Origin of the sequence: Bradyrhizobium nanningense (assembly GCF_004114535.1) — a bacterium.
Lineage (GTDB): Bacteria > Pseudomonadota > Alphaproteobacteria > Rhizobiales > Xanthobacteraceae > Bradyrhizobium > Bradyrhizobium nanningense.
Genome location: NZ_LBJC01000020.1, coordinates 145662 through 159407, shown reverse-complemented (window position 1 = coordinate 159407; position 13746 = coordinate 145662). Strand labels below are relative to the sequence as shown.

The window sequence follows — 13746 nt, the reverse complement described above, 5'->3', positions numbered from 1 at the left end:
CGGGAAGAAGCAGCAAATCGGCCCGAGGCTAACGCTCCGATGGTGTCCAAGACGTTCTTGCAATCCCCCTCGCATTTGCCAAGCCGCGACATGCTTAACATTCGGCAAAGAAGCGCAGGTAATGCGGTGTGCGTGGAACTCACTCTGGATTAGCCTCATCCTGAGGAGACCGCGAAGCGGTCGTCTCGAAGGACGAGCGCGCGCTCAGGCGGCGTCGCGGCGTGACGGTTTGACGGGGGCGTCGAACAGGATCCGCTCGATCGGCTGCGGACGGCCAAACAGATAGCCTTGCCCGAAATTGACGCCGAGCGCCTTCAGCCGCTCGTACTCCTCGCGGGTCTCGACGCCCTCGGCCGTCACCGACATGTCGAGCCCGCGCGCCAGCGTCACGATCGAGGAGATGATGGCGGAGCTGCGCGGCTGATGCGTGAGATTGCGGATGAACGACTTGTCGATCTTGATCTTGTCGAACGGGAACGCGGTCAGATAGCTCAGCGAGGAATAGCCGGTGCCGAAATCGTCGAGCGCGAGCTCGATGCCGAGATGCTTGAGCCGCTCCATGAAGGCGTGGTTCTCGCCGCCGCGCTCCAGCAGGACGGATTCGGTGATCTCGATCTCCAGTCGGTGCGGCGGCAGGCCGGAATCCGCGAGCGCCGCGCAGATCACCTCGAACAGCTCGGCTTCCTTGAACTGGATCGGCGACAGGTTGACGGCGACCGCGAGATCGGAGGGCCAGCCGGCCGCATCCGCGCAGGCGCGCCGCAGCACGAATTCGCCGAGCGGGACGATCAGCCCGGTCTCCTCCGCAAGCAGGATGAACTGATCCGGCGGGATCAGGCCGCGCGTCGGATGCCGCCAGCGCACCAACGCCTCGAAGCCTCGCCGCGCGCCGCTGAGGGCGTCGATGAACGGCTGGTAATGCACCTCCAGCTGGCACTGTGCGATGGCATCGCGCAGATCCCCCTCCAGCGTATTGCGGGCCTCCAGCTCGGCCGACATCGCCTCGTCGTAGATGGTGAAGCAGTTGCGGCCCGCCGATTTCGAGCGATAGAGCGCAAGGTCCGCCTTCTTCAGCAATTGCTCCTGATCGCTGCCGTGATCGGGCGCGATGGCGATGCCGATGCTGGTGCCGATCTCGATGCGGTGACCGGGCAGGAGGAACGGTTCGGTCAAGAGCTTGGCGATCCGCGCCGCCAGCTCGGTCGAGCAGGCGCGCTGATCCGCGCCGGCTTCCTGGATGATGGCGAACTCGTCGCCGCCGAGCCGTGCCAGCACGTCGCCCGCGCGCACCGTGGATTTCAGCCGCTGTGCCACCTGGCGCAGCAGCGCATCGCCGGCCCCGTGACCGAGGGAATCGTTGACGTTCTTGAAACGATCGAGGTCGAGCATCAGGATCGAGAACGGCAGGCCCCGCACGCCGAGCTGGCTGTTCATCTCGTCGAGCCGGGTGAGGAAGAAGGCGCGGTTCGGCAGTCCGGTCAGGATGTCGGTCTGGGCGAGCTCGAGCACCCGCCGGTTGGCCAGTGACAGCCGCCGCGAATTGCGGCTCGCGAGCATGAGATAGGTCGATAGCGACAGCGTCAGCAGCAGCCCGACGATCAGCACCGCGCCCGCGCGATCATAAGTCGTCTCCAGCGGACCGCCGGCGGTGGGAACGGCCCGCACCTGCCAATCGGTATCGCCGATCTTGAGGCTGCCCGACCAGTGCAGCGCCCGCGCGACGTCCCGCATCGACTGCGGCGCCCTGGCCGCCGAGGAATAGTCCGGCAGCATCTGCTCCAGGCTGGCGATCTGCCCCGTGAAGGGCGGATAGACGTTCATGCTGACCGCGGGGCTTGCTCCGGTGGTCACGCGAATGGCCTGAATCAGCAGCGGCAGGTCGAAGATTCCGACCACGAAGCCGGCAAGATTGCGACGCCGGTCCGCGACCGTCTCGCGCGACGTTCCCTTGGCGTAGACGGGAACGGCAACGAGGACGTCGGGCAGCCGGCCCCCCTCCTTGGGTTCGAACAGGCGCGTGCGGATGGCTGCGATGCCGTCGTTGTCGCGCGCGCGCTCCAGAACCGCGCGGCGCTCCGGCACGGTGGTGTAGTCCATGCCATAGACCGACGAGGTCTTCGGCTGGGTCGAGTAGAACACGGGAAAATATTCATCGCTCTGCGGCGCAGTCGCGAAGCTCTCCCCCTGGAGCGCCTTGATGCGATAGCCGGACACACCGTCCGTGATCGCCGCGGCCTCGTAATCGGAGCGCTCCTTGCGGTTAACGCGCGGCAGCCAGGCAATGCGCAGCATGCCGGGATGGCGCTCGAACAGGCGGGCGCTGAAGGTCTCGAACTCGCTGCGGGTGACTTCGTCGTTGGTCGATTCGAACAGCGTACGCAGCGCGACGAGCCTTGAGATGTATTCGCCCATGCCGTTCTGCATGACGATCGCTTCGGTTTCGGCGGCGTTCTCAAACTCGATCCTGTTGACGCGATCTTCCCACCGCGCCACGGCGGCCGCGCCCACGACCGAGAACAGAAGACCGACGCCGACCGCGACGAGCGCAGGGCGATAGAGCCCGAGCAGCGGCGCGGCACGCCACCATCCGGTCATACGCCTCCGATCCTGATCAATTTGATCGCGATCGCCCATCCTGAAGCCGCTGTCCCCTATCCCGCGACAAGCCGAACCTCTGGTTGAGGTTCAGGTTCGGCTATCGGAACAAGACCGCGGTTAAGAACTGCACAATTTCGGAACCGGATCGTTCCGCAATGCATGGATTAGTTAATGAAGTGCGCGAATGACCCGGCACTGTGGAAACAAGTTGCCGACTTTGCCCGGAGTACTAGGGGGCGTCGATACAGTGCCGCTTAGCGAGCTATTCAGGCTCGCAGCGATATGTTGCGGAAGATTTCTTCCAACGATCCAGCAAGACCTTCCGATGCATCGGTTTCGATCAACGAGATCCGTCGTTCTGACCTGCGTGCTCATGGCAGCGACCACGTTCGCGGCCAGGAGCAGCGAGGTCGGCGTCAGCGAGGATGCGATCCTGTTCGGCCAGGCCGCCGCGCTGGAAGGTCCCTCCTCCGCGCTCGGACAGCGCATGCGACAAGGCATCGTCGCAGCATTCACCGAGATCAACGCCAAGGGTGGCGTCCACGGCCGCAAGCTCCAGCTCATCAGCCGCGACGACGGCTACGACCCCGATCGTTCCGTCGCCCAGACGCTGCAGCTGATCGAGGACGACAAGGTGTTCGCGCTGATCGGCGCGGTGGGTACGCCGACTGCGATGGCGACAATTCCCATCACCAGCGCCAGGAACGTTCCCTTCATCGGCCCGTTCAGCGGCGCCGAATTCCTGCGCGACCTCGAACTCGCAAACGTCGTCAACATCCGCGCGAGCTATGGTGCGGAGGCCGAAGCGTGGATCAAGCACCTCACCGAGGATCGCCACTTCACCCGCATCGGCATCTTCTACCAGGACGATTCCTTCGGCCGCGATGGTTTGGTCGGCGTGAAGCGCGCGCTCGCCAAGCGCGGCCTCGAGCTTGCCGCCGAAGGCACCTTCGAGCGCAACACCCGCGCGGTCAAGGCCGCCTGGCGAGTGATCAAGCGCGCAGAACCCGAGGCCATCGTGATGGTCGGGACCTATGGGCCCTGCGCGGAGTTCATCAAGCTCGCGCACCGCAGCGGCTTCTATCCGACCTTCGTCAACATCTCCTTCGTCGGCGCGAATGCACTCGCCAGAGAGCTTGGCCCCGAAGGCGAAGGCGTCATCGTCTCGCAGGTCGTGCCGTTTCCGTGGGACCGCTCGCTCAAACTGGTCGCCGACTACCAGGCGGCACAGAAGGCGATTGATTCGACACAGACACCGGACTTCGTGTCGCTGGAAGGCTATCTCTCCGGTCGCCTCGCAGCTGCAGCGCTGGAACAGGCCGGACCGGAACCGACGCGCGCGAGCCTGCTCCGCGCCATCAACGATGTCGGCGGCTTCGACATCAGCGGCAGCACCGTCAACGTCGGCATCCGCATGATCGACGCGCCGCCGAAGGTATTCCTGACGGTGATCCAGAAGGACGGAACGTTCAAGGCGGTGGACCGGCTGTAGGGCAGTTCAGGGCCGCCGCGTCCAGCGGTCGGCGTTGACCGCGCCCGGCGGCACCTCGCCTTTGACGATCGCTTCGACCTGCCGCACGGTCTCGAGCGACTGATATTCGATCGCCTGCGGCGTCAGCCCGCCGACATGCGGGGTGGCGATCACGTTCGGAAGCTTCGCCAGCTCGGGTGTCGGCATCTGGTCCGGCGCGCGGCCGACATCCATCGCGGCGCCGGCGATGCGGTTCTCCAATAGCGCACGTGCCAGCGCGGCCTCGTCGACGAGATTGCCGCGCGAGAGATTGACGAAGAACGCATGCTTTTGCATGCGAGCCAGCGCCGCCTCCCCGATCAAATTCTCGGTCTGCTCGTTGGCGATGGCGAGGCAGACGACGTAGTCCGAGGCGGCGAGCAGCTCGTCCAGACCGACCTGCCGGATCGCCGCATCGCTGACGGTCGCGTGGGGATCGGAGACCAGCACTTCCATGCGCAGCACCTTTGCGATCTCGGCGAGATAGCGCCCGATGCTGCCATAGCCGATGATGCCGAGCTTGCTGCCGGCGAGCTGGCGGCCCATCCGCGCCTCGGCCTTGCGGCCGGCCTGGTAGTCCGCCGTCGTCCGCGACACGCCGCGGGAGAGGTCGACCATGAAGCCGAGGGCGAGCTCGGCGACGGCCTGCACGAAGCCGGGACCGGCGCGGGTGACGAGCACGCCGGCCTTTGAGGCCGCTTCCACATTGACATTGCGGATATCGACGGCGCAGCGGACGAAGGCGCGCAGACGCGGCAGCTGCGCAAAGATCTCGCCGCGCCCTTCCGTCATGCGATCGGCGACGATGATGTCGGCGTCTTTCGCCGCACGCACGAGGCCGGCGGCGTCCAGGGTCTCGTCGCTCTCGTGCAGGATCACCTCGGCGGCCGCCCGCAACCCGTTGAGGCTGCGATCGCCGTAATAGTTGCGCCGCATCTCCGGCGTGTGAGCGAGCAGAACCTTCATGACAAAACTCCTTCAGTAGCCGAATGCCCGCGGCAGCGCGGTGCTCAGCCATGGCACGAAGGCGATGACGAGCAGGCAGAGGAACAACAGGCCGAGATAACCCATGATCGGCTTCACCGTCTGCTCGATCGGCACGTTGCCGATCAGGCAGGCGCCGTAAAGGCCGAGCCCGAGCGGCGGCGCGAACAGGCCGATGCCCATGGCGATGACCAGCACGACGCCGAAATGCAAGGGATCGACGCCAAGTTGCACCGCGACCGGCAACAGCAGCGGCCCGAAGATGATCAGCGCGGCTGCACCTTCCAGCACCGAGCCCATCACGATCAGCACGGCGATCGCCAGCAGAATGAAGAGCCAGACGCCCGACGTCTTTGACAATCCCAGCATGAAATCGCCGACCGCGTGCGGCACCTGCTGCAGCGTCAACGTGAAGGCCAGCGATTGTGCGGCGGCGACGATGAACAGCACGAGGCCCGCGCGCGTCGCCGCCTGCACGAAGCTTTGCGCAGCCGATCTGAAGCTGAGCTCGCGGAACACCACGCTGCCGACGGCGAGCGCATAGGCCACCGCGAAGGCCGAGATCTCGGTCGCGGTGGCAAAGCCGCTCTTGAAGCCGAAGAAGATCATGAAGATCAGGCCGAACGAGGCGATCGCGCCGCTCCACAGCCCCGAGACCGGCATCTGCGGCTCGACGTCCTCGACCTTGTCCGGCCGCTTGCCGAAGACGATGGAGACCGCAATCAGCACGGCCGCCATCAGCGCCGACGGCAGCAGCCCGGCGACGAACAGGCCGCCGATCGACAGATTGGCCACAAAGCCGAGAATGATCAAATTGATGCAGGGCGGAATGGTCTCCGCCATTACCGCCGAGGCCGCAAGCAGCGCCACCGCGCCGCCCGGATTTTGCCTGGAGCGGCGCGCGGCCGGGATCAGCACGGAGCCGACCGCGGCAACGTCCGCCATCTTCGAGCCGGAGATGCCGGAGAACAGCACCATGGAGGCGACCATGACGACGTTGAGGCCGCCGCGCATGCGTCCGACCGCGCGTTGCAGCAGCTCGATCAGCCGCAAGGACATGCCGTTGGCTTCCATGAGGTAGCCGACGAGGATGAAGAAGGGGATCGCCAGCAGCACGAAATTGTCGATGCCGCGCGCCATCTGTTGGGCGAAGATCACGCCGGGCAGCGCGCCCTCGACCCAGATGAAGATCAGCGCGGCGAGCGCCAGCGCAAAACCGATCGGCAATCCGCCGAACAGGGTTGCGAAGAAGCCGATCAGCATCAACGTGCCCGCCGACGGCACCGAGGACGGCGACAGATAGTCCCAGGCCAGATAAAGGCCGGTCACGACGACAACCGCAACGAGCCCCCTGACGATGTCCGGCAGCGGCCTTGCGCAGAGGTGGTCGATCGCGAACACCGTCATGAACAGCGCGCCCATGCCCATGGGGTAGAAGGTCAGCTCCAGTGGCAGTCCGGAGCCGGTGGTCTGACCCGCCGTCAGCGAGCCCAGCTTGATCGCGTTGTAGGCGACGTAGCCCGAGATCAGCACGATCAACAGCGCGCTTGCGGCGTCGACCAGCGCGCGCAGCCGCACCGGCAAGAGATCGCGGAAGAAGGAGACGCCGACATTCTCGCCGCGCGCGAGCGCACTCGCCGCGCCGAAAAAGGCCGAGCCGACCATCAGCCCGCGCGCAACGTCGTCCGACCATTCGACCGGCGCGTTGAAGAAGAAGCGCAGCAGCACGGACGCGCAGACCACGACGAGATCGGCGGCGAGCAGGATGGCCGCGATCGCGTCGCTGCCGCGCAGCAGCAGGGCGATGCTGCCATGGCGGCCGCCCGAGACGGGCGCGGCGGCTGTCATCGCCAGCTCAGATTTGGTCATCTCAGGCTTGGGTCGCGCCAATGATGTCGATGACGGCCTTGGATTCCGGCCGAGCCTTGATGAAGTTCTCGGTCTGCGGCGCGACGCGCTTCTTGAACGCCTCACGGTCGCATTCGGCCACCGTCACGCCCTTCTCGGTCAGGGCCGCCAGCGCCTCCTTCTCGACCGCAAGCCCATGGGTGCGGGTGTCGGCCGCAGCCTTCTTGGCGGCATCGAGGAAGCCTTCGCGCAGCTTCGGATCCATGCGGTTGTAGGTCACATCGCTGAAATAGATCGCAAGCGGCGAGAAATTGTGCTGCGTCAGCGCGTAGAATTTGGCGGTCTCGAAGAACTTGCTGGCCAGGATGGTCGGCGGATCGTGCTCCAGGCCGTCCAGCACGCCGGCCTGGAGGGCCGTGTAGATTTCGCCAAACGCCAGCGGCGTCGCGGCGGCGCCCATCAGGCGCAGGCATTCCGTGATGACAGGGTTGGGCAGCGTCCTGATCTTGAGCCCGGCGAGATCTTCCGGCGTCTTCACCGGCTTCTTCGCCAGCACGCTGCGCGAGCCGAAATTATAGGCCCAGGCGATGATGCGGATGTTGCCGCCCTTGAGCAGCGCGTCCTCGATCGGTTTGGCCGCGCCGGCCTCGAACGCCTTGGTCTGCTGCGGGAAGCTCGAGAACAGGAAACCGAGATCGTAGGTGCCGACCAGCGGCACCAGATTGGCCGAGATCGACGAGCCCGACACCATGAGGTCGATGACGCCGAGCTTCACCGAGTTGATGACGTCGATCTCCTGGCCGAGCTGGTTGTCGGGGAAGAACGCGACCTCGATCTGCTCGCCGAGCCCGTTCGCCTTCAGGCTCTTGACCAGATTGTCGTAGTAGACGCGGCCGTTGGCGAATTTGGGATCGTTCGGCAGCGAGGAGGAGCATTTCAGCTTCAGCGTCGCAGCTTCGGCGCGGCCGATGATTGCGGGAGAGAACACGAGACCGGCGGTGACCGCCGCCGATGACTTGATGAACGCGCGACGGTTCACGGGCACGATGGTCATGGTGCGGTCTCTCCCACATTGTTCTTGTTCGCCGCGGTCGTTGCTAGCGGCCTGTTGCGCGAACTGTATGGCTAAAGCGACGGGACAGGCAAGCGTGACGGCCGGCAGCCGCAGAGCGGCACGACGCGCGTGCAACTGTCCGCACGCGCGGCTGAACGAGAACGATCCCCTGGGATTTGCAAAGAGGATTGGCCTGCAGCCGCGTCCGCGCAATGGGCGCAGTCGCGCAGGGCTGACATCGATCCAATCGGAGCATGGATCAATGCACAATTCACATGGATCGGCCTGGAACGATGCCTTCCGCCTCCGGCAGACACCCTGCCCCATCTTGCCGAATGACGAACGTGATCCAGTGCACAGACGGGCAGATGGCGCCCCCCTAGGAAAAGTGACATCATCGCGCGTATTGCCATTGGAGGTGACATCATGCGCCGTCCAGTCTTTTCGAATTTGCTGCTTGCATCCGGCCTTATTGCATTCGCGCAATTGGTGACACCGACGCACGCTGCCGCCGAAGCGCGGCTCGCGCTGGTGATCGGCCAATCCGCCTATCGCACCGTGCCCGAGCTGCCCAACGCCGCCAACGACGCCAAGGGGATGACGGAGCTGCTTGGCAATGCCGGCTTCACTGTCACCACGGCGGCGAACCTGGCGCAGAACGAGATGCGCGCCGCGATCTCGGATTTCGCCGGCAAGGTCAGCGCCAGCGGCGCCGACACCATCGCGCTGGTGTTTTATGCCGGCCACGGCCTGCAGATCGACGGCGAGAATTACCTGGTGCCGGTCGATCTCGATCCCAAGCGCGAGGCCGACATTCCGCTCCAGGGCGTGCGGCTGAACGATCTGCTCAATACGCTCGGCGCACTGCCGACGCGGGCACGCATCTTCATGCTCGATGCCTGCCGCAACAATCCGTTCCCGGCGCTGAGCGGCGCCGGCCACGGGCTTGCGATCGTCGATACCAAGGCCGGCGCGCCCGGCTCCTTCATCTCCTATTCGACCTCGCCCGGCGCCGAAGCCGAGGACGGCAGCGGCATCGACAGCCCTTACACCACGGCCGCGCTGACCATCGCCAAGCAGCCCAATCTGCCGATCGAGGAAGTGTTCAAGCGCATCCGCGTCGCCGTCGCGCAATCGACCGACGGACGGCAGATCCCGTGGGAAAGCTCCTCGCTGACGACCGACTTCAAGTTCTTCGGCGAGAGCAGCGGCCGGCAGCCATCCCTTCCGGGCGCAGATTCGATGGCGCTTGCCAGCGGCACACGCAGCCTCGAGGACTGGCGGAAGGAATTGCAGGGCAAGCCGGCCATGGTCGCCTATGAACTCGTCATCACCGACGACACCGTGCCGGCCTATCAGGCCTATATCGAGCTGTACGCGCAGGACACCCGCACCTCGCGCCTGCGCACGGTGCTGGAGCGGCGGCGCCAGATGCTGGCCTGGGAGCGGGCCACAGCGATCAACACCCGCGCTTCGTTCGAGGCTTATCTGGCCAACTGGGACAACAGCGACCTCGCTGCGACTGCGCGCCGGCTGCTGCTCCGCGTGCAGAACCGCAATTATGGCCCGCCCGTTGTCGCCGCGGCATCCCCCGCCCCGGTCGCCGTCGCGATGGCACCGACCTGCCCGTGCTCGGCGCCACAGGCACCGGCAACGCCGGTCAATCCGAGCGTTGCGCCCATCATCAAGAAGCGCGTCGACGACACACCGCCCAAGCGCAAGGTGGTCGAGACGCCACCGAAGCGCCGCCCGCCGCCCGACGAAGTGATCTACGAGCGTGAGCCGCCTCCCGGCCTGCCGCCCGGCGCCGTGATGCAGGGCATCGGCGTCGGTATCGGCATCGGGATGGGCGGCCATGGCGGCGACCATTATCGCGGCGACTACCGCAGATACTGAGACGGTCCAGCATCGACATCGCACCGGCTCGCGCCCATCGCGCGAGCCAGGTCTACTGCGCCAGCGCCGGATAATCGCGCTGAACGGCCTCCCGGATCCAGCCGGCCTGGATCGCGCGAAACAGGATCTGCGCCGTCTTGGCGTCGTCCGCCTTCATGCAGAGGTCGACGATGCGGCGGACCGCATCGTCGCGCATCAGATCGTCTGCGATCTTCATCGCAATTTCCATCGCGACGCGGGCCGCGCGTTCATAGCGCTCGCGCTTGGCAGTCTGTGCGGAGCCTCCGACGGCCTCCGCGCCCGCTTGCGCAGCCTCGCAGATGTTGCGAATTCGCTCCGCCGCTTCGATATCGCCGAGCGGTCCCTGGATCGGCTCATCCCAGATGTCGACCGGCTGCCGCCTTGCGAACCACTTCATTGCCCCCACCAATGGTCGTTGCCTACACCGTTCAGGACGTGCGGCGCGGTCCGATCGCCTCGAACTGCGCCTTCTGCTCGTCGTTGAGCGTGGCGTAGAAGTCATCGAGCGCCGCACGCACCGACTTGATCCCGTCCAGCATCGCATCCAGCCGTTTGCGGATTGTGGCCATGCGGGCCGGCGGTGTCATCACCTCATTGGGCTCGCAGGCTGCCTTGAGCGAGGCGCTCACCTTGGCGCTGGTATCCTGGAGAACCTGAAGCGCTGCGCGCTGCGTGTCGTTGGGACGAAGTCTCTCCTCGATCGTGGCGCCGGGCCAATCGAACGCGGCGGACACACTGCAGTTTTGCACCGGCGATCCGCTCGCATTGTTCGATGCGCTCGCGCGCCGCTGATCCTCGGCCAGCGCATTGAAGCGCGCCTTCTGTTCGTCGTTAAGCGAACCATAGAATTGGTCGAGCGCGGGCTGGACCAGATCGACAGCCTTCTGCATCGCCTCGATGCGCTGCTGCATCGCCGCGAGCCGGCCGGGCGCAGTCGCTGCGGCCTGCATCGGACAGGACGTGCGGATCAGCGCTGCCGCGTCGACGGAGGCGTTGCCGAGCGCATCAAGAGCGGCGCCCTGCGCATCGGTCGGCTGCACCGCGGATGCAATCTGATCGATCGGCAGCCCGGCGATGGCACGGCGGCCACTGCCGCACAGCTGATCGAGCGGTGCGCTGCGCGCCCGCCGTCGTCGCTCTGGTTGCTGCGGCAGATAGGCCGACAGGCGATCATAACCATAGGGGCCGAATATGCCGGCATAGATGTCCGGGTAGCCGTAACCCCAGAAGCCGAGCCCGTCGCCCCAGATCGTGTAATCGTAGAGATCGTTATAGGCGAACGGCCAGAACAGCGGCCCGACCCAGCCATAGCCGCCACCCGCGTGTTGCCACCATCCGCTGCTCACGCCGCTCCAGCCGGCCAGCGCGGCCGCGGCGGCGAGTTGCGCACGCGCCGCCGGATTGCTGATCAGCCGGCCATTGCGGAATGCGCTGGAGTTCAGGGCATTGCGGAAGGTCGCCGGCCGGATCGCGGCATTGCGGATCTGACCGAAATTGGGGCCGCCGCGTCTGGCACCTGCGGTGAACCCCATGCCGCGATGATGTCCGCCGCCATGCGCATGCCCACCGCCATGACCGCGGAAATGCCCACCGCCGTGATGTCCGCCGCCGTGCCCGCCTCCATGGCCGCCGCCGTGTCCGCCCTTCGCCAGCGCCGCGCCCGCCAACATGCAGGCAAACGCCATCGCGGCAATTCCAATGACCGGTCGCACCATCTCACCCTCCCCGCGTGCCGTCCTGCCATTGAGGCATCGGAACTTGGCGGGAATTGGAACCGGCGGGCCTGCCGAAAGTTCCCGGTCCCCCGCTGCGGCCGGCGCTACGCCTCCGGCACGATCTTGCCGGGATTGAAGATGTTGAGCGGATCGAGCGCCTTTTTCAGGGCCCGCATCGCATCGAGCGCTTCGGGGCCGAGCTCTGCCTTCAGATATTTCTGCTTGCCCTGGCCGATGCCGTGCTCGCCGGTGCAGGTGCCGTCCATGGCCTGCGCGCGCTCGACCAGGCGATGCATGAACTCTTCGCCGCGCGCCATCTCGTCCGCGTCGTTGACGTCGCAGACCAGCGAGCAATGGAAATTGCCGTCGCCGACATGACCGACGATCGGGGACAGCAGGTTGAGCCGCTTCAAATCCTCCTCGGTCTCGCTGACGCAATCGGCGAGCCGAGAGATCGGCACGCAGACGTCGGTCGCGACCACACCGATGCTGTCGCCGGGCCGCAGCGCCTTCACGGACCAATAGGCATCGTGCCGCGCCTGCCACAGTTTCGTGCGATCCTCGGGCTTGGTGGTCCAGGAGAATTCTCCGCCGCCGCAATCCCTCGCGATCTCGCCGAACGCCTTGGATTGCTCGGCGACCTCGATCTCGCTGCCGTGGAATTCCATCAGCAGCAGCGGCGTCTCCGGCAGCGTCAGCTTCGAATAGGCGTTGCAGGCCTTGACCTGCGCGGCGTTGAGCAGCTCGATGCGCGCCACGGGAATGCCGGTCTGGATCGCCAGGATGACGGCCTGACAGGCCCCGTGCACGGTCTCGAACGAGACCGCGCCCGCCGCGATCGTCTCGGGGATGCCGCGCAGGCGAATGGTCAATTCCGAGATGATGCCGAGCGTGCCTTCGGCGCCGACAAACAGATGGGTAAGGTCGTAGCCCGCGGACGATTTCTTGGCGCGCGTGCCCGTGGTGATGATCTCGCCATCGCCGCGCACCACCTTCAGGGCCAGCACGCTATCGCGCATGGTGCCGTAGCGCACCGCATTGGTGCCGGAGGCGCGGGTCGAGGCCATGCCGCCGAGCGAGGCATCCGCGCCGGGATCGATCGGGAAGAACAGACCCTGGTCGCGCAGGTGCTCGTTGAGCGCCTTGCGGGTCACACCGGGCTGGATCACGCAGTCGAGGTCCTCGGCATGCACCGCGAGCACCTTGTTCATGTCGCGCAGGTCGATCGAGATACCGCCCGCGGGTGCGTTGACCTGGCCCTCGAGCGAGGTGCCGGTCCCGAAGGGAATGACGGGGACGCGGTTCTTGGCGCAGATCCGCACCACGTCCTGGATGTCGGCGGTCTCCTGCGCCATCACCACGCCGTCAGGCGGCTGGTTGGGAATCCAGGTGGTGGTATGGCCGTGCTGCTCGCGCACGGCCTGCGAGGTGATGAGGCGGTTGCCGAAGCGTGCGGCGAGCTGCTCCAGCGCGCTCGCGAGGGCTTTCGGCTCCGGCCGCGGCGGATTATTGGTGATGGTCGTACCCACGGAATTCCTCCCGACAGAAGAACCGTGGCAAAGGACATAAAACCGGTCAAGTCAAGCGACCGGACGCATAGCTGGAAGGAAACATGCCGGAGACTGCCGCCTCAACGCCCAAAGCCGAGCCGTTCCGCGCCGCGATCATGCAGATCGAGCCGCAATGGATCGACTATAACGGCCATCTCAACATGGCCTATTACAACGTGATGTTCGACCGCGCCGTCGACCAGCTCTGGCTCGAGCTCGGGATCGGGCCGACCTACATGAAGGAGCGAGGCGGCTCGACCTTCACCGCCGAATGCCATGTGCGATACTTGCGCGAAATCCACCTCGGCGATCCCGTGCAGATCCACGTCTGGCTGCTGGAGGCCGACGACAAGCGGCTGCACACGTTCGAGGAGATGCGGCACGCGAGCGAAGGATGGCTGTCGGCCACGTCCGAGAACATGTCACTGCACATGGACATGAATGCGCGGCGCGTCGCGCCGTTTCCGCCCGATATAAGCGAGCGTATCGCTGCAGTCATAAAGGCCCACAGCGCGGTAGCGCGCCCCGAGGGCATCGGCCGGAACGTGGCGATGCCCTCGAAGCGGTGAG

At 65.8% G+C, this 13746-nt stretch carries 10 protein-coding genes; 3 read left to right on the top strand and 7 right to left on the bottom strand.

Annotation, left to right across the window (positions count from 1 at the left end; translation table 11 throughout):
* Positions 1-204: 204 nt before the first annotated feature.
* Complete coding sequence (locus tag XH84_RS13695) at positions 205-2595, bottom strand: bifunctional diguanylate cyclase/phosphodiesterase (RefSeq protein WP_164936120.1); 2391 nt, start codon at positions 2593-2595, stop codon at positions 205-207.
* A 328-nt stretch (positions 2596-2923) separates the two neighbouring features.
* Between XH84_RS13695 and XH84_RS13690 the strand changes: the two genes are divergently transcribed.
* Positions 2924-4090 carry an ABC transporter substrate-binding protein gene (locus XH84_RS13690; protein WP_128918460.1) on the top strand — a complete coding sequence of 389 codons (1167 nt, stop codon included), beginning with the start codon at positions 2924-2926 and terminating at the stop codon, positions 4088-4090.
* Positions 4091-4096: 6 nt separating this feature from the next.
* Here XH84_RS13690 and XH84_RS13685 read toward each other — a convergent pair whose 3' ends face one another.
* From XH84_RS13685 to XH84_RS13675, 3 genes are read right to left on the bottom strand one after another with little or no spacing between them, the layout of a single operon-like run.
* A complete protein-coding gene (locus tag XH84_RS13685) occupies positions 4097-5074 on the bottom strand; it encodes a hydroxyacid dehydrogenase (RefSeq protein WP_128918461.1) in 978 nt (325 codons plus the stop codon).
* A 12-nt stretch (positions 5075-5086) separates the two neighbouring features.
* Positions 5087-6940 (bottom strand): TRAP transporter large permease, encoded by a 1854-nt coding sequence (locus XH84_RS13680; protein WP_164936130.1) that lies wholly within the window; start codon positions 6938-6940, stop codon positions 5087-5089.
* Between the two features lie 22 nt (positions 6941-6962).
* The gene (locus XH84_RS13675; protein WP_128918462.1) at positions 6963-7994 is read right to left on the bottom strand and encodes a TRAP transporter substrate-binding protein; all 1032 of its coding nucleotides are present in this window, start codon (positions 7992-7994) and stop codon (positions 6963-6965) included.
* A gap of 426 nt (positions 7995-8420) precedes the next feature.
* On the opposite strand from XH84_RS13675, the gene XH84_RS13670 reads away from it, so the two are divergent.
* Positions 8421-9890, top strand: a complete 1470-nt coding sequence (locus XH84_RS13670) for a caspase family protein (RefSeq protein WP_128918463.1) — start codon at positions 8421-8423, stop codon at positions 9888-9890.
* Between the two features lie 52 nt (positions 9891-9942).
* On the opposite strand, the gene XH84_RS13665 is transcribed toward XH84_RS13670, so the two are convergent.
* The 3 genes from XH84_RS13665 to XH84_RS13655 all read right to left on the bottom strand — a co-directional run bounded on the left by XH84_RS13665 (position 9943) and on the right by XH84_RS13655 (position 13155).
* On the bottom strand, positions 9943-10308 hold the full coding sequence (locus XH84_RS13665; protein ID WP_128918464.1) for a hypothetical protein: 366 nt from the start codon (positions 10306-10308) through the stop codon (positions 9943-9945).
* A gap of 31 nt (positions 10309-10339) precedes the next feature.
* The gene (locus tag XH84_RS13660) at positions 10340-11626 is read right to left on the bottom strand and encodes a Spy/CpxP family protein refolding chaperone (protein ID WP_128918465.1); all 1287 of its coding nucleotides are present in this window, start codon (positions 11624-11626) and stop codon (positions 10340-10342) included.
* Between the two features lie 104 nt (positions 11627-11730).
* Complete coding sequence (locus tag XH84_RS13655; RefSeq protein WP_128918466.1) at positions 11731-13155, bottom strand: FAD-binding oxidoreductase; 1425 nt, start codon at positions 13153-13155, stop codon at positions 11731-11733.
* An 83-nt stretch (positions 13156-13238) separates the two neighbouring features.
* On the opposite strand from XH84_RS13655, the gene XH84_RS13650 reads away from it, so the two are divergent.
* Positions 13239-13745, top strand: a complete 507-nt coding sequence (locus XH84_RS13650) for a thioesterase family protein (protein ID WP_128918467.1) — start codon at positions 13239-13241, stop codon at positions 13743-13745.
* The last annotated feature ends 1 nt before the right edge of the window (position 13746 follow it).

Coding starts and splice junctions, on each gene's coding strand:
- XH84_RS13660 (WP_128918465.1), bottom strand. CDS start 11,626: ATGGTGCGACCGGTCATTGGAATTGCCGCGATGGCGTTTGCCTGCATG.
- XH84_RS13680 (WP_164936130.1), bottom strand. CDS start 6,940: ATGACAGCCGCCGCGCCCGTCTCGGGCGGCCGCCATGGCAGCATCGCC.
- XH84_RS13670 (WP_128918463.1), top strand. CDS start 8,421: ATGCGCCGTCCAGTCTTTTCGAATTTGCTGCTTGCATCCGGCCTTATT.
- XH84_RS13665 (WP_128918464.1), bottom strand. CDS start 10,308: ATGAAGTGGTTCGCAAGGCGGCAGCCGGTCGACATCTGGGATGAGCCG.
- XH84_RS13675 (WP_128918462.1), bottom strand. CDS start 7,994: ATGACCATCGTGCCCGTGAACCGTCGCGCGTTCATCAAGTCATCGGCG.
- XH84_RS13685 (WP_128918461.1), bottom strand. CDS start 5,074: ATGAAGGTTCTGCTCGCTCACACGCCGGAGATGCGGCGCAACTATTAC.
- XH84_RS13695 (WP_164936120.1), bottom strand. CDS start 2,595: ATGACCGGATGGTGGCGTGCCGCGCCGCTGCTCGGGCTCTATCGCCCT.
- XH84_RS13650 (WP_128918467.1), top strand. CDS start 13,239: ATGCCGGAGACTGCCGCCTCAACGCCCAAAGCCGAGCCGTTCCGCGCC.
- XH84_RS13690 (WP_128918460.1), top strand. CDS start 2,924: ATGCATCGGTTTCGATCAACGAGATCCGTCGTTCTGACCTGCGTGCTC.